Source organism: Sorangium sp. So ce1335, assembly GCF_051521615.1.
Taxonomy (GTDB): Bacteria; Myxococcota_A; Polyangia; order Polyangiales; family Polyangiaceae; genus Sorangium.
The window spans coordinates 8,822,066-8,837,133 of the sequence record NZ_CP150363.1 but is presented as its reverse complement, the minus strand read 5'-3'; the positions used below and the strand labels follow the sequence as shown (position 1 = coordinate 8,837,133).

General features: G+C 73.1%; 13 protein-coding genes. 4 read left to right on the top strand and 9 right to left on the bottom strand.

Annotated features, from left to right (window positions below):
- Positions 1-5 precede the first annotated feature (5 nt).
- On the top strand, positions 6-644 hold the full coding sequence (locus tag WMF24_RS32685; protein ID WP_437731346.1) for a hypothetical protein: 639 nt from the start codon (positions 6-8) through the stop codon (positions 642-644).
- Between the two features lie 425 nt (positions 645-1,069).
- Entirely contained in the window at positions 1,070-2,674 is a 1,605-nt protein-coding gene (locus WMF24_RS32680; protein ID WP_437738882.1) for a peptide chain release factor 3, read from the top strand.
- A gap of 147 nt (positions 2,675-2,821) precedes the next feature.
- Here WMF24_RS32680 and WMF24_RS32675 read toward each other — a convergent pair whose 3' ends face one another.
- The 5 genes from WMF24_RS32675 to WMF24_RS32655 form a co-directional block, all read right to left on the bottom strand.
- A complete protein-coding gene (locus tag WMF24_RS32675; RefSeq protein ID WP_437731345.1) occupies positions 2,822-4,522 on the bottom strand; it encodes a DUF885 domain-containing protein in 1,701 nt (566 codons plus the stop codon).
- 250 nt (positions 4,523-4,772) lie between these two features.
- Positions 4,773-5,960 carry a hypothetical protein gene (locus WMF24_RS32670; RefSeq protein WP_437731344.1) on the bottom strand — a complete coding sequence of 396 codons (1,188 nt, stop codon included), beginning with the start codon at positions 5,958-5,960 and terminating at the stop codon, positions 4,773-4,775.
- Between the two features lie 67 nt (positions 5,961-6,027).
- Positions 6,028-6,702, bottom strand: coding sequence for a DNA-3-methyladenine glycosylase (locus tag WMF24_RS32665; protein WP_437731343.1), 675 nt, complete (start codon positions 6,700-6,702; stop codon positions 6,028-6,030).
- Between the two features lie 13 nt (positions 6,703-6,715).
- Positions 6,716-7,189 (bottom strand): peroxiredoxin, encoded by a 474-nt coding sequence (locus WMF24_RS32660; RefSeq protein ID WP_437731342.1) that lies wholly within the window; start codon positions 7,187-7,189, stop codon positions 6,716-6,718.
- 158 nt (positions 7,190-7,347) lie between these two features.
- On the bottom strand, positions 7,348-8,829 hold the full coding sequence (locus tag WMF24_RS32655) for a sigma-54-dependent transcriptional regulator (protein ID WP_437731341.1): 1,482 nt from the start codon (positions 8,827-8,829) through the stop codon (positions 7,348-7,350).
- Between the two features lie 379 nt (positions 8,830-9,208).
- On the opposite strand from WMF24_RS32655, the gene frr reads away from it, so the two are divergent.
- Together frr and WMF24_RS32645 are read left to right on the top strand one after the other, a co-directional pair.
- The gene (gene frr, locus WMF24_RS32650) at positions 9,209-9,766 is read left to right on the top strand and encodes a ribosome recycling factor (RefSeq protein ID WP_437731340.1); all 558 of its coding nucleotides are present in this window, start codon (positions 9,209-9,211) and stop codon (positions 9,764-9,766) included.
- Between the two features lie 400 nt (positions 9,767-10,166).
- Entirely contained in the window at positions 10,167-11,030 is an 864-nt protein-coding gene (locus WMF24_RS32645; protein WP_437731339.1) for a Stp1/IreP family PP2C-type Ser/Thr phosphatase, read from the top strand.
- Positions 11,031-11,126: 96 nt separating this feature from the next.
- Here the strand turns inward: WMF24_RS32645 and WMF24_RS32640 are convergent, their stop codons facing one another.
- From WMF24_RS32640 to WMF24_RS32625, 4 genes are all read right to left on the bottom strand, one after another.
- Positions 11,127-11,693, bottom strand: a complete 567-nt coding sequence (locus tag WMF24_RS32640; RefSeq protein WP_437731338.1) for a hypothetical protein — start codon at positions 11,691-11,693, stop codon at positions 11,127-11,129.
- A 127-nt stretch (positions 11,694-11,820) separates the two neighbouring features.
- Positions 11,821-12,984, bottom strand: coding sequence for a cystathionine gamma-synthase (locus WMF24_RS32635; RefSeq protein WP_437731337.1), 1,164 nt, complete (start codon positions 12,982-12,984; stop codon positions 11,821-11,823).
- Positions 12,985-13,076: 92 nt separating this feature from the next.
- Positions 13,077-13,985 (bottom strand): protein kinase domain-containing protein, encoded by a 909-nt coding sequence (locus tag WMF24_RS32630; protein WP_437731336.1) that lies wholly within the window; start codon positions 13,983-13,985, stop codon positions 13,077-13,079.
- 10 nt (positions 13,986-13,995) lie between these two features.
- Positions 13,996-14,928: a hypothetical protein gene (locus WMF24_RS32625; protein ID WP_437731335.1), complete on the bottom strand. Its 933-nt coding sequence runs from the start codon at positions 14,926-14,928 to the stop codon at positions 13,996-13,998.
- Positions 14,929-15,068: the final 140 nt, after the last annotated feature.

The window sequence follows — 15,068 nt, the reverse complement described above, 5'->3', positions numbered from 1 at the left end:
TGTCGATGGGCGCCGTCGGCGCGTGTGTCAGCGCCGTGGCCGAGGGCGGCGCGCCGCCCGCGTCGCAGGATTCGTCGGGCCAGGGCTGGGTGACGGCGGCGCAGGACGCGGGTGCTCCGCGGTGTCCGCACGGCGCGCTGGAGGATCCGCACCGTGGCTTCGTGCGCTGCCTCGAGCCGGGCGAGGCCGATGCTGGCTGGCTCCCGCCACCCCCGCAGCCCGAGCCCCCTCCGGACGACGCCGGCGCTCCACCCCCGGACGGCGGCGACGCCGGCCCCATCGACGGCGGCTCCCCGGATGCCGCCGTCGTCTCGGCCCCACCCCCCGTCGTGGAGGTCAAGGAGCCCGAGTTCATGAACGGCGACGTCCCGAACGTGGCCAAGCGGATCGAGAAGGTTTCCCCCGAGCTCGCGCAGTGCGTCGCCGATCACGGCGGGCTCACCGGCGCATCGGGCAGCATCAAGATCCAGTTCCTGGTCCGTGTCCGTGGCCGTGCCGAGGGGGTTGAGATCCTCGAGGCCCGCGGTGTGACGCCCGACGCCCAGCGCTGCATCCGTCAGTTCCTGAAGAACCGCCACGTCGGCACCCCCAGCACCGACCCCGTCGGCGTCACCGTCACCCTCTCCCTTCGCGCCGCGAAATAACGAAGCTCCTCCATCCCCGGAGAGATGGTCCTCCCTCCCCGGAGAGACGCTCATCGATCCCTGCCCGGGGGGCCGGTCATCGATTCCTGCAGGGGCCGGTGCGGGAGGGGGTGGCTCGCGAGCGGGCGGGCGGGGGTGGGCCCCACGAATCCGAGGGCCGGCCCGCATCGCAGTCACCTCCTCCCGGACCGAGTCCTCCCGTTCATCCGGCAATAGCCCACCAAAAGGCCCGAGTTCGTGGGGGGACCCCCGCCCGCCCGCTCGCGAGCCACCCCCTCCCGTACCGGCCGTAGCCCAAAAACCCCGAGTTCGTGGAGGGACTCCCGCCCGCCCGCTCGCGAGCCACCCCCTCCCGCGCCGGCCGTAGCCCCCCGGAAGAGGATGGGTTGACGCAGCCCCCGCCGCTCCTATCCTGCCCGCCCGCTGTGCCCGACCCGACGCTCACCCGCGAGATTGCCCGTCGCAAGACGTTCGCGATCATCTCCCATCCCGACGCTGGCAAGACCACCCTCACCGAGAAGCTCCTGCTCTACGGTGGCGCGATCCAGCTCGCCGGCGCCGTCAAGGCGAAGAAGGCCCGGGCCCACGCCGTCAGCGACTGGATGGAGATGGAGCGCGAGCGCGGCATCTCGATCTCCACGAGCGTCCTTCAGTTTCCGTACAAGGGCCGCCTTCTGAGCCTCGTCGACACCCCCGGCCACGCCGACTTCAGCGAGGACACCTACCGCGCCCTGATGGCGACCGACGCCGCCATCATGATCCTCGACTGCGCGAAGGGCGTCGAGGCCCAGACGAAGAAGCTCTTCCGGGTGTGCAAGCTCCGGCAGATGCCGATCTTCACGTTCGTCAACAAGCTCGACCGCCCAGGCCGCGACCCGTTCGAGCTCATCGGCGAGGTCGAGGAGGTCCTCGGCATCGGCGTTTACCCGGTCACCTGGCCCATCTTCGCGGGCGGCAAATTCCGCGGCGTGTACCACCGCGAGCGCAAGCAGGTGTTCCTGTTCGAGCTCGTCGCCCACGGCGCCGAGATCGCCCCGATGGAGGTCGTGTCGCTCGACGCCCCCGAGCTCGCCGAGGCCGTCGACGAGGAGGGCGCCCGCCAGCTCCGCGAGGACATCGAGCTCATCGACGCCGCCGGCGACGCGCTCGACCGTGACAAGCTCGCCCGCGGCGAGGTCACGCCGATGTTCTTCGGCAGCGCCATCACCAACTTCGGCCTCCCGCAGTTCCTCGACGCCTTCATCGAGCTCATGCCCCCGCCCGCGCCGCGCGGCAGCGACAAGGGCCCCATCGCCCCGGACGACGAGCGCTTCACCGCGTTCGTCTTCAAGATCCAGGCGAACATGGACCGGGCCCACCGCGACCGGATCGCGTTCCTCCGCGTCTGCTCCGGCAAGTACGAGCGCGGCATGAAGGTGCACCACGTGCGCCTCGACCGCGACATCCGCCTCACCAACCCGGTGCAGTTCATGGCCCAGGAGCGCACCCTCGTGGAGGACGGCTTCGCGGGCGACATCATCGGCGTCTTCGACCCGGGGCTGTTCCTCATCGGCGACACCCTGTGCAGCGGCTCGCCCGTGAAGTACGCCCCGCTGCCGCAGTTCCCGCCGGAGCAGTTCGGCCGCGTCGTCATGATCGACCCCATGAAGCGCAAGCAGCTCAAGAAGGGCCTCGAGCAGCTCGCGCAGGAGGGCTCGGTCCAGCTCTTCCGGCCGCCGGAGGGGCGCGAGGGCGAGGCGATCCTCGGCGTCGTCGGCGAGCTCCAGTTCGACGTCGTGAAGCACCGCCTCTCGGCCGAGTACGGCGTCGAGGCGCGCATCGAGCGGCTCTCGTTCAGCATCGCCCGGTGGGTCGAGGGCGAGCCGGTGCCCCTCGCCGAGCTCGAGTCGAACCTCTACGGCTACGGCGCCCTCGACGTGCACGGCAACGCGGTCGTGCTCTTCAAGGGCGACTGGCAGCTCGAGAGCTGCGCGAAGGCGTTCCCCAAGACGCGCTTCGTGGAGCTCGGCGGCTCGATCTCGCCCGTCTGACCGGCGACCGCCCCCGCTTCGGAGACGGGCCCACCTCGACGTCCTCGGTGCTCAGCGCACAGGAGTGCGCCTGCGCGCCGAGAACGCCGATCCTGGACCCGTCTCCTGTGCGGGGGCGCGCGGCTCTGGTCGCGTGCCCCGAGCAGGCTACTCCGCCAGCAGCGCCTTGAGGTGACGCACCGACGGCGATCCGTAGCTGAGCAGCCGGTCGTGGTAGGCGCGCTCGGTGAAGCCCGGCTTGCCCTGGTGCTCGGCGCGCAGGCGCATCATCTCGGTGAAGCCGTGGTAGTACGTGGTGAGCTGCGCGCTCGTGAGCCGGGCGCGCCGCCACTTGCCGATGGCCTCGCCCTCCTCCTGGAACGCCTCCTTCGTCATGAGCGCGAGCGCCTCCTTCTCGTCCATCGCGCCCGCGTGCACCCCGTGGTCGAGGATCGCGTTCGCCGACAGGCGCAACACCATCTTCTGGCGCTGCATCCGCACCCTCGGGCCGCCGAAGCCGTGGTGCGCCATCAGCCACTCGGTGTAGACCGCCCACCCCTCGACGAACGGGCCGCTCGAGAAGACCGCGCGGACCTTCGAGGGGAACCGGTTATTGTGCATGAGCTGCAGGAAGTGGCCCGGCATCGCCTCGTGTACGGTGAGGTCGGCGAGCATGCTCTTGTTGTACTCGCGGTAGAACGAGTCGACGCGCGCATCGGGCCAGTCCTCCGGCGTCGGCGCGATCGCGAAGAACGTCTCCTGCTTCGCCTCGAGCGGGCCCGACGCGTCGCAGTAGGCGACCGCGACGCCGCGGCGGTACTCCGGCATCTCGATCACCCGGCAGGGCTCGTCCGGGAGGCGCACGAGATCGCGCTCGCGAACGAAATCGGTCGCCGCCGCGAGGAGCCGCTCCGACTCCTTCACGATGGAGGCGTTCGTCGGGCGCTCGGCCGCGAGCGCGTCGAGGACCCTCCGGATCGCCGCCATCTTCTCGTCCTGCGTCTCGGCCCTCGGGAAGGGCTGCTTGCCGAAGAGCGCCGGCCAGAGCTCCCTCGAGGTCTCGAGCATCTCCGCGTGCGTCTGCGCGAGCAGGGCGCGGGCGTCCTTGACCACCCCGTCGATGTCGATCGTCGCGTCGTCCAGCGCGAAGCGCAGCTTCTTCTCGAAGCGCGCGCGGCCCAGCCGGAAATCGCCGTTGCTCCTCGGGAGCAGGTCCTTCTCGAGGAACGCCTGGAAGTCCTCGAGCGCCGCGGCCGCCGCCTTCGCGGCCGCCTCGAGCTCGGCCCTCTGCGCCGGGACCTTCGCGGACAGCGCCGGCAGGTCGCCCTTGCACAGCGCGATGAGCCCCTGGTTCTGCGCGATCGCCGTCTCGGTGTGGATCCGCGGCGGCGCCGCCGTGAGGCGCTGCTTCGCGGTCCGGAGCAGCGCCGGGACGCCCGCGAGGCGGCCCGCGAGGCTCCGCGCGCGCTCCTCGAGCGGCGCGAAGCTGCGCGTGATCAGCGGGTCGAGCCCGTCGCCGACGAGGCCGGTGTAGACCATCGGGTTCCACGTCGCCTCGCGGAGCTCGTCGATCGCGAACAGCGCGGAGCGGAGCTGGTTCTCGATCATCGCCGCGTCGACGCGGCTCTGGAGCCCGAGCGCCTCCGACGGCACCGCGATGAGCTCGGCCAGCGCGGCCTCGAGCGCGCGCCGCCGCGCCGCCTCGCCCTGCTCGCTGACGTCGGGCCACAGGGCGTCGTACCGGTGGTCCCCCGCCTCGGTGGCCCGGACCGGCTCGTCCCGCAGGTACTCCTCGAGCACGCGCGCCGACACCGCCGCGAGCGCCTGCTCCGCGTCCGCCGCCCCGGCCCGCCCGCCGCCCGCGCTCACGACGGCCTCCTTCGCGCCGGGCCGCGCCGGCGGCTGGACCGCGGGCTCGGCCGACCCGCACGCGCAGAGCTGCGCGACGAGCAGGGGGAGACAGCCGGAGAGCGATCTGGAGAAAGTGAGGAATTTGCGTAAATGTTGGAAAAGATGGATGAAGGATCGCTCATCGGAGGCACCCTGTTGCACCTGCGCCTTGTAGCGCTGGCGAGCGGAGAAGGGAACGCGGCCGGGCGCGCCGCGAGCGCGTGGCGCGTCACGGCGCGCTGCCGAGCGAGGCCTTCGCGAGGCGGGAGATCGCGTCCGTGTCGCTGTGGACGGCGTCGAGCAGCGGGCTGAGCGCGAGCCGGAGCTGCTTCGAGTTCGGGTGGCGGAGGATGCGCGCCACGCTCTCGGCCGCGGTGTCGCCGAGGTCCTGCTCGGCATAGCGCGCGACGTGGGCGCTCGACAGCGCGAGGCCCGGGAAGGCGGTGCGGCAGAGCGCGTCGACGAGCTCCCCCACGACGCCGGGCGCGATGTTCGCGGTGCTCAGCGCCATCGACGCCTTCTGCGCGCTGATCGCGCACGACTCCGTGCGGAGCTGGCTGATCACGGGCGAGCCGAGCGCCGTGTGCCACCGGGAGAGCTCGGCGGCCCGGCTCGCCTCGAACTCGCCCGGCGGCGCCTCCGAGACCGGCAGGAGCGCCGCCATCACCTCGCTCGCGCCGAGGTCGATCGCGACGCGGCGCACGATGATCAGCTCGTGGGCCCGCAGACAACCGATGAGCAGCCGCGCGGACGTGTCGCGCAGCAACGGCGCGAGCGCGGCCGCGATCACCGTGGGCGGCGAGCCGATGAGCCCGGGGCTCGACCCGCGCCCGTTGCCAGGACCCGCGCCGCGCAGGCGGAGCGAACCGGAGCTCGGCGGCGACCGCACGCTCTTGGGAGGGGGCACGCTCGACGGCGCGCCGTGGCCGACAGGCGCGGCGCCGGCCATCAGCCCGCGGCTGCTCGCGGGCGCCGCGCCCCAGCCGGTGCCGCTCGGCGGCGGCCGGCTCGATGGAGCGCGCCCGCCCGCGCTCCGCGGCGGCTCCTGGACGATCACCGGCAACGGGCTCGGCATCACGCGCCGCGGCTGCGTGGTGCGGTCGCTCACCACGTGGAGCGGCGCGAGCTCGATCGTGCGCAGCGCGGGGACGCCGCGCGGCGCGCGGGCCGCGATCGCCGCGGCGAGCTCGGCCTCCCTGCCGGGGAGCGGCTCCCGCTCTCCGATCTCCCGCAGCAGGCTTCCGGCGACCTGCGCGCAGCGCTCCGCGGCCCGATCCGCGCTGCTCTGCGTCTGCGGCTCCTTGAAATACAGCGTTAACTTTCCCGTCACGGTCTCGCCGCGCGCGGCTGCCGTCACCACCTGCGATACGCTCTCGACGTTGGCAGGTTCGCGCCCCCCGAAAGGCCAGAATCCCATACGCCCATTGTCGCGCGATCTCGGGCCCGGGCGCGAGCGCTTCGAGTGTCCGTCGCCTCTCGCCCGCTCAATGGCGAGGCGGAACGGACACGTAGCGATTCCCGCGCTCGTAGAAGCGCCACGGCTTCTCCGCCCACGCACCTGCGTAGTCCACGTTGATGCGAGGCGACCTGCCGACGGGGCCCGCGGCGCCGGGGAGCAGCGAGATCGGGCCTCCGCAGACATCCATCCCGTACGCGGCGCGGTCGAGGCCCAGCGCCTGGCACAGCTTCCCAGGCCCGTTGGTGAGCTCGACCCGCCCGGGCGCGATCCCCCGCCGGCGGCTCATGAGCGGGAGCCCGAGCACCGGCTCGAGGGCGCGGACGAGCACCGCGTGCGGCTTGCCCTCCGAGGCCACGACGATGTTGAACGCCCAGTGCATGCCGTAGAGAAGAAACATGTAGGCATGGCCCGGCGGGCCAAACATGACCTCCGTCCGTACTGTCCGCCGGCCTCCGGCGCTGTGGGCCGCGAGATCTTCCGGGCCGCGGTAGGCCTCGGTCTCGACGATGCGGCCGGCGGCGATGCCCTCGGGCGACCTGTGGACGAGCACCTTGCCGATGCACGCCCGCGCCACGACGAGCGGGGGGCGCGCGTAGAACGCGCGCGGCAGCGGCGCGGCTCCTTCGAGCAGGGCGTCGCCGTCGAGGGGCGTCGCCGTCGAGGGGCGCGCGGGGGCGGGGGGCGCGGAGGCGGAGGGCACGGCGGGCTCCGGGTCAGACCGCGGGGGGGCGGGCGGCCCGGAAGCGGGCGTCGATGAACGAGAGAACGTCGTCGCGGTGCTTCCTGGCCTGGAACTCGTGGTGGAACACCGCCGCGATCTCCATCGCGGGCGAGACGACGTACGTGATCCGCCGGGCGACGCCGATGAGCGGCCAGAGGACGCCGTAGGCGCGGCAGACGCTGCGATCGCGGTCGGCGATCATCGGATAAGGGACCTTGTGCGCCTCGGCGAACCGGCACTGCGTCTTCTGGTCGTCGGTGCTGATGCCGACGAGGCTCGCCCCGGCGAGCGCGATCTCGGCGTGGTTGTCGCGGAAGAGCTGGGCCTCGACGGTGCACGCGGGCGTGAAGGCCTTCGGGAAGAAGTACACGACCGTGCAGAGCCCGCCCTGCTTGGACAGCACGAAGCGCTGGCCGTCGATGGCCACCTTGTCGATCTCCGGCGCGCGCTCCCCGACCTTCAGCATGCGGCCGCAATCTGCCGCAACTCGCCCCCCGCGTCGACAGGCGAGGCGGCGCGCGGCGCGCCCGGTGGCGTGCGGTGCGGCGCGCGGCGCGCCCGGTGGCGTGCGGCGCGCGGCGCGCCCGGTGGCGTGCGGCGCGCGCGCGGCGCGCCGCGAGCGCGTCACGTGTCGATGCCGAGCCGCTTCAGCCGGTAATAGAGGGTCGTGCGCTGCATCCCGAACTGCCGCGCGACCTCGGCCTTGTTCCCTCCGCAGCGCTCGAGGGCGGCGAGGAGCTCCCGCCGCTCGATGTCGTCGAGCTGGGAGCTCAGGTCGACCTTCGGCCGCGCCGACGCCGGCCCGGCGGGCGCCCGCGCGGCCGCGTCCGCCTCGCCCGCAGCCGGCGCGGGCCTCGGCGCGCGGGCGGGCGGCTCGGACGGCTGCGGCCGCGCCGTGAACGCGAGGTGCTCGGGCTGGATCACGTCGCCGCGCGAGAGGATGGCGGCGCGCTCGACGACGTTCTCCAGCTCGCGCGTGTTCCCCGGCCACGCGTACGCCGTGAGCTTCGCGATCGCCTCCTCGGAGAGCGAGGTGGCCGCGCGCGCGTTGCGGCGCGCATACTTGCGCAGGAAGTGCTCGGCGAGCGCCCGGATGTCCTCGCGCCGCTCGCGGAGCGGCGGCAGCCTCAGCGGGAACACCGAGAGCCGGGAGACGAGCTCGGGCAGCACGCCGTCGCGCACCCAGGTCTCCTCGATGCCGGGCGTCAGCGACAGCACGACGCGCACGTCGACGCGGACGGTCTCGGTCGACCCGAGCCGCTCGACCTCGCCGTCGGTGAGCACGCGGAGCAGCCGCGCCTGCAGCGACGGCGCGAGCGGCGCCGGCTCGTCGAGGTAGATCGTCCCCCGGTGGGCGAGCTCGAGCCGGCCCGCGCGCTCGGTGTAGGCGCCGTCGAAGGCGCCCCGCCGCCAGCCGAACAGCTCGCGCTCGAGCGCGTCGCCCCGGAACGCGGCGCACGTCACCTTCACGAACGGCTGCTCCTCCCGCGGGGAGCCCACGTGGATCGCCCGGGCGACGACCTCCTTCTCCGCCCCCTCCTCGCCCTCGATCAGCACGTGCGTCGCCGCCTTCGCCACCTCCCCGATCCGGGCGGAGACCTCGCGCATGGCCTCGCTCTCGCCGGCGATCTCGCCGAAATCGATGGGGTCGCGCTGCTCGCGCTCGAGGTAGCCGGCGTAGTGCGCGAGCTGCTCGCGCAGCCGCCGGTTCTCCCGGAGGGTCGCGAAGCCGGAGATCGCCTGCCGGAGGACGACGGCGAGCTCCTTCGAGTTCCAGGGCTTCTGGATGTACCGGTCGACCGCGCCCGAGTTCACCGCGTCGATGAGCACCGTCATGTCCGCGTAGGCGGTGAGCAGCACGCCGGCCGCGTCGGGCCGCCGCTCCTTCGCCTGCTTGAGGAACTCGATACCGCTCATCTCGGGCATCCGCTGGTCGGCCACGATCACGGCGGGGTCGAGCCGATCGAGCAGCGAGAGGGCCTCGGCGCCGCCGAGCGCGTAATGGAGCCTGAACGACTTCCTGAACGCGAACCGGAACGCATCGAGGTTGTCCTGCTCGTCGTCGACGACGAGGACGTCGAAGCTGCTCCAGTCCAGATCGCGCATCGGGTCGCCCTGCCTCCCAGAGTTACTACAGCTCGGCGCGATCGTGACAGCGGAGGTGGCGCGTCCGGCGCAGCGCGCTGCCGCCGCGAGCGCCGCGAGCGCCGCGCCGGGCGCGCGGCCTCCCGCGATCGCGCCGCCGCGCCGCCGTCCCGGCCCAGAACGGGTGGGCGGCGCGGCGGCGCGGCGGCGCGGCGCTCGCGGCGGCGGCGCGCTGCGCCGCGCCCGGCCGGGGGCGAGCGTGCTTCCGACCGCGACGCGCGACGCCGGCCGGCGCGCCGGGTGGATCGATTTCTCCGCCGGCCCAGAAATACGCGGTAAGCTCCGCCCCCGCCCGCGATGAGGGCGGACTGGGCGAGCCCCACACGGAGGAAGCCGGATCATGCTCGAGGACGTCATCAAGGAGCTGCGCGAAGGAATCGACAAGGCCATCGAAGCTCTCCGGCGAGACCTGGCGAAGGTGCGCACCGGGCGCGCGAACGCGGCCATGCTCGACGGCATCCGCGTCGATTACTACGGCGTGCCGACGCCGCTCGTGCAGATGGCCACGGTGTCCGTGCCGGAGCCGCGGCTCATCACGATCAAGCCCTGGGAGAAGAACCAGGTGAAGGCGGTCGAGAAGGCGATCCGGGAGAGCGACCTCGGCTTGAACCCCCAGACGGACGCGGACCTCATCCGGCTGCCGATCCCGCCGCTGACGGAGGAGCGGCGCCGGGACATGGTGAAGCTCACCAAGAAGAACGGAGAGGACTGTAAAGTGGCCATCCGGAAACACCGCCGGGACGCCAACGAGATGATCGAGACCCTCGAGAAGGACGGCGAGGTCAGCGGCGACGACGCCGATCGCGCCAAGAAGAAGGTCGAGGACGTGGTGGCCGAGGGCACCCGGCAGGTCGACGCGGTGATCGCGCACAAGGAAAAGGACATCCTGGACGTGTGAGCCGGGGCCGCGGCGACGGGCTCCGGCGCCGGGGGGGCGCGGGGGCGCACGGGCGCCGAGGGGCGCGGGGGGAGCACGAGGCGACCGCGGCTGCCGGTGGCGCCGGGATGCTGCGACGCCGCGACGGCGCCGGAGCGTGCCGCATCGCGCGTGGTCCCGAGTCGGGACGGCCGGCGCCCGCGACGACAATGAAGCGTCCAATGAAAAAGACGCTTGCAGTCCCCCCGGTCCGAGTCGGTAGGATCAGGAAGGTCGGCGAGCGGGCGTCTCGAGACGCCCAATACGGTGCGAGAGGCCCTGCTTGACAGGTTTTCGGTAGCATGAAACGGTTGGTGTTCGAAGCCTCCGACCCGGAGCCGTCGCAAGGATTCCCGAGGTTATGCGAGCGATCGCTTCAGGAATGACGGACGTTGGTCTCCAACGCGACCACAACGAGGACAGCTACGCCGTCCTGTCGGAGTATGACCTGTTCATCGTCGCGGACGGCATGGGAGGCCACCGCGCGGGGGACGTAGCCAGCAAGCTGGCGACCGAGTCGATCGCGGACTTCTTCCGGTCCACGTCGCGGGAGGACGCCACCTGGCCATTCCACTTCGACACGAGCCTGTCGGAGGAGGAGAACCGGCTCCAGGCGGGCATCCGCGTCGCGAACCGCCAGATCTTCGAGCGCAGCATCCGGTCCCGCGACTGCGCCGGGATGGGCACGACGGTCGTCGGGGCGCTCTTCTCCAAGAAGAAGAACCGCATCTACGTCGGCCACGTCGGCGACAGCCGCGCCTACCGCGTCCGCAAGGGCTCGATCAACCAGCTCACGCGCGATCACTCGCTGTTCAACGACTACATCATGGCGATGCCCGAGCTCACCGAGGAGCAGCGGGCCGAGCTGCCGCGCAACGTCATCACCCGCGCGCTCGGGATGAACGACAGCGTCACCGTCGACCTGATCAGCGACGAGCCGCAGCCCGGCGACGTGTACCTGCTCTGCTCCGACGGCCTGAGCGGGATGCTCTCGGACGACCAGATCCTCCAGATCGTGAGCTCGACCGACGAGGTGCCGGAGATGTGCCGCCGCCTGATCGCCAAGGCGAACGAGAACGGCGGCGAGGACAACATCACCGCGCTCGTGATCCGGATCGACGAGCAGGACGAGGCCGGGCTCCCGGACAGCGCGACGCTCGGCCTGTCGGCCGACTCGCAGCAGGTGAGCTCGGGCGAACGAGCGACCGTCCCGGCGGTGTCGGCGTCGCGCTCCGAGAAGCGCTGACCGCGGCGTCGGCGTCGCGCTCCGAGGAGCGCCGCCGCGCGGGGGCGCGCGATCTGCCGCGCGGCTGCGCCCCTCGCGTCTCGCGCCCCGGTCGGCTCAGCTCCCGCAGCCGTCGAAGGCCAGGGCGCCCCGCCTGAGCTCGCAGGTGTACTGGCTCTCCTTCATGGCCGGGCACTCGAAGACCACCCAGATCTCGCCGGGGCTGACGCCCTGCTCGCTCTCGGGCACGAACCAGAACTTGCACGGGTTCGCCGGGTCCGAGACGAACGGCTTTCCGACCGTCTCCGCCGAGGAGAAGCTGATGTTGCCGGTGGCAGGCATCTCCTGGGTCGCCTCGGGGCCGATGCTCGGGATGTTGACGCGGATCTCGGTGACCTCCGTGTTGTTCCTCGCCCGGGCAGAGACCTTGAAGGTGCCCGAGCCGCTCACGGAGCAGTCGATCTCGGCGCCCTGCTCGCCGTCGGCGAGCACCCGGACCCTGTCGGACGCGGACACCTCGCCGAGAGCCTCCGAGTGCCCCCTCGTGTTGCAGGAGGCGCCCGGGTCGGCGAAGTTCATGAAGTACGCGCCGCGCGGGGTGGGCGGCGCCGGATCGCTGCAGCCGAAGCCGAGCAGGGGGAGGAGGCCGAGCACGGACACGAAGCCAAGGCGGGCGAGTCGCATGGAGAGCTCCGGTGGTAGATGGCGGCCCTGGGCCGCACTTCGCTTCTATCGTACTCCGGGGCCCGCGATCAAACGGCGGCCGCGCGGCGCAAGCGGCGGCCGCGCGCGACGACGCCGCGCGCGTCGGTCAGGCGAACGCCTGGGCGATGTCGCCCCAGAGGTCCTCGGTCGCCTCGAGGCCGACCGAGAGCCGGATCAGGCCGTCGGCGATGCCGAGCGCCTCGCGCGCCGCCGCGGGCACCGAGGCGTGGGTCATGATGGCGGGGTGCTCGGCGAGCGACTCCACGCCGCCGAGGCTCTCCGCGCAGGAGAAGATCGCGAGCCGCTCGAGGAACCGCGACGCGACGGGGAGGCCGCCGCGCACGACGAACGAGATCATCGCGCCGGGCGCGCGCATCTGACGCGCGGCGAGCGCGTGGCCGGGGTGCGTGGGGAGGCCGGGGTAGTGGACCGCCTGGACGGCGGGGTGCTCGGCGAGCTTGGCGGCGATGAGCGCGGCCGACGCGCACTGCTGGCGGACGCGCACGCCGAGCGTCTTGATACCGCGGAGCACCATGTAGCAGTCGAACGGGCTCGGGACGGCGCCGAGCGCGTTCTGCAGGAAGCCGACCCGCTCGGCGAGCGCGTCCTCCGACGTGATGAGCGCCCCGCCCACGACGTCCGAGTGCCCGTTCAGGTACTTCGTCGTCGAGTGCGCAACGACGTGGGCGCCGAGGTCGAGCGGCCGCTGGAGCACCGGCGTGGCGAAGGTGTTGTCGACGACGAGGAGCGCCCCGTGCGCGCGCGCGATCCCGGCGAGCCCGGCGATGTCGAAGATCTTGAGCATCGGGTTCGTCGGGGTCTCGATCCAGATCATCCGCGTGGCCGGGGTGAGGGCCTTGCGGACGACGTCGAGGTCGCTCATGTCGACCGCCGTCGAGGCGATGCCCATCGGCCGCATGACCTTGTCGAAGAGCCGGAAGGTGCCGCCGTAGACGTCGTCGCCCGAGAGCACGTGGTCGCCGGGCCGGAGCGTGTGGAGGAGCGTGGCGGTCGCCGCGGAGCCGCTGCCGAAGGCGAAGCCGTGGCGCCCTCCCTCGAGCGCGGCGAGGCACGCCTCGAGCGCCTTGCGCGTGGGGTTGCCGCTCCGCGAGTACTCGAACCCCTTGTGGTCGCCCGGCCGCTCCTGGGCGAAGGTGCTCGCGAGGACGATCGGGGTCATCACCGCGCCGCTCGTCGGATCCGGCGGCTGTCCGGCGTGGATGGCGAGCGTGTCGAGGGCGAGCCTTTCGTGGCCTAGGTGGGGCTTCATGCGGTCGAGACTTATCGCATGCGACGCGTGCGTCCACGGGTTTGGCGGGCGGGCGGGGGGCCGTTCGCGCGCGCCGCACGTCCGGGCCGGCATCACCCGCCGCGGGCGGCGTCGAACGCGTCGAGGAGCGCCCGCGCGCTGCCGGCGCGGCGCGCCGGATCGCGGTCGAGCTCGCGGGCGAGCGCGCGGCGCTGGCCCGGCGAGAGCGCGTCCGCGGACGCGAGCGCGTCGAGGCAGAGGCCCGACTCGCTGATCTCGACGAGCACCGCGGCCCTGTCGCGCGCGCGCGTGAGCGGCGCGCCGCCGGTGGCGAACGCGACGAGGGTCGCCGCCATCGCGTAGACGTCGCCGCGCTGGGTCGGCGGCGACTCGCCGCGCGCGATCTCGGGGGCGACGAACGGGGCGGTTCCCCGGTCGGCGGTCTCGAGCTCCGGCTCCATGCCGCGGAACCGCGCGGCGCCCAGATCGACCAGGCCGACGTCGCCGAGCGGGCCGAGCAGCACGTGATCGGGGCCGATGTCGCCGTGCACGAGGCCGATGGCGCCCGCGCCGTCGGCGAGCTCCTGGAGCTCGGCGAGCGCCTCGATCGCGGTCCTGACGACGTGGACGACGAGCGAGGCGGGCGGCGGCCGGCCGCGGCCGAGCCACCCGTCGAGCACGCCGCGGAGCGAGGTGCCCTCGCGCCGGGTCTCGATGAGGAACGGGCCGTGGCGGTCGGCGCCGACGCGCACGAGCGCGGGCAGGGCGGGGTGCCGGGCCAGCGCGATCGCCTTCGCCTCGCGCACGATGGCGGCCCGCCCGGCGTGCGCGTGGAGGGCGCCGGGGGTGAGGCGCTTGCAAACAAACGCTGGCCCGCGCGCTGGCCCGCCCGCTGGCCCGAGCGCCGACGCGCGCGCGGCGCCCCGCGGCGGATCCCCGAGGCGGACCAGCGCGACGTCGAAGGTGGTGCCCGCGCCGAGGTGCTCGATCAGCTCGGTGCCTTCCGGGGCGGGGTAGGGCACGGCGGCTGCCTCAGCCGTTCCCGGGCGGCGCCGGGGCCAGCGCCTCGCACTCGTGTAGCCAGCGGTGCGCCTCCTCCGCGCCGTCGCGGCCCCGCATCGCGAGCGTCCACCGCGCGTCGCGCCAGCGCGCCACGAACTCGGTCCAGGGCGCCGGCGCGTCGCTGCGCGGCGAGGCGGCGGAGAGGGTGGCGACCGTGTCATCGATGCGCTGGAGCGGGAACACCGGCTTGCCGAGCCCGAAGCGCGCCTGCGTCCAGTGGACGACGCCGATGAAGAAGCCATACCGGCAGCGGCGCGTCGCCTCGTTCACGCCCACCACCGGGGATCGCCAGTCGAGGTGGATGTCGTCGAGCTCCGGCAGCCGCGGCTCGCGCTTGCCGACGCAGAGGTGCACCGCCTCCTCGTCGGGCCGGTGCACCTCGCGCCAGGAGTCCGCGTCGAGCGGCTCGCCGCCCCGGAAGCCGCTCCGGACGATCGTCGCGATGGTGCCCGGGAGCGCGCCCCACAAGGCGCCCCGCTGGTGCTCGATCCCCCCGAGGATCGTGTCGCGCGCGACGCGTCGACCGCCCGTCCCCGCGAACGTCTGGTCGAGGCGCGCGCGCATCGCCGCGGGCTCCGCGTAGACCACCTTGAATCCCGCGCTCCCACCGAACCACACGTTGCGGAGATACCTGATCTCCTTCGACAGCCCGAGCGAAGGATCGATGTCGCGGAGGCGCTCGAAGATGCGCACAACCACGTTGACGCACGTCGGCCCGAGCCGGGTGAGCGCCTCACCGAGGTCGCGAGGCGCGGGGGCGCCCCAGAACGCGTTGTCCAGGTTGAGCTCCGCCCCGGGGCTCCCCGCGAGCCGGTCGGCGAGGCTCCGCTCGAGCGCCTCGCGGAGCGTCCCATCGAGCCCGGCCAGGTGCGGGCCGGCCCCGGCGTCGGGTGAACCGGTCATGCGGACATCCTATCACGGCCGCCCGCGCGCCCCGGGCGCCGCCGCGCCGCGTGAGCGCCGCGCCGCTCGAACGAGCCGCCGGCGCGCGGCGCGCTCGCCTGGCGCGCGCCCGCGCTGCGGCCGTCTGTGGGATGTCGGCG

What these genes read in the sequence shown, in the direction of transcription:
- WMF24_RS32625 (WP_437731335.1), bottom strand. Translation starts at nt 14,928, where the DNA reads ATGACCGGTTCACCCGACGCCGGGGCCGGCCCGCACCTGGCCGGGCTC.
- WMF24_RS32640 (WP_437731338.1), bottom strand. Translation starts at nt 11,693, where the DNA reads ATGCGACTCGCCCGCCTTGGCTTCGTGTCCGTGCTCGGCCTCCTCCCC.
- WMF24_RS32645 (WP_437731339.1), top strand. Translation starts at nt 10,167, where the DNA reads ATGACGGACGTTGGTCTCCAACGCGACCACAACGAGGACAGCTACGCC.
- WMF24_RS32635 (WP_437731337.1), bottom strand. Translation starts at nt 12,984, where the DNA reads ATGAAGCCCCACCTAGGCCACGAAAGGCTCGCCCTCGACACGCTCGCC.
- WMF24_RS32670 (WP_437731344.1), bottom strand. Translation starts at nt 5,960, where the DNA reads ATGGGATTCTGGCCTTTCGGGGGGCGCGAACCTGCCAACGTCGAGAGC.
- frr (WP_437731340.1), top strand. Translation starts at nt 9,209, where the DNA reads ATGCTCGAGGACGTCATCAAGGAGCTGCGCGAAGGAATCGACAAGGCC.
- WMF24_RS32685 (WP_437731346.1), top strand. Translation starts at nt 6, where the DNA reads ATGGGCGCCGTCGGCGCGTGTGTCAGCGCCGTGGCCGAGGGCGGCGCG.
- WMF24_RS32660 (WP_437731342.1), bottom strand. Translation starts at nt 7,189, where the DNA reads ATGCTGAAGGTCGGGGAGCGCGCGCCGGAGATCGACAAGGTGGCCATC.
- WMF24_RS32655 (WP_437731341.1), bottom strand. Translation starts at nt 8,829, where the DNA reads ATGCGCGATCTGGACTGGAGCAGCTTCGACGTCCTCGTCGTCGACGAC.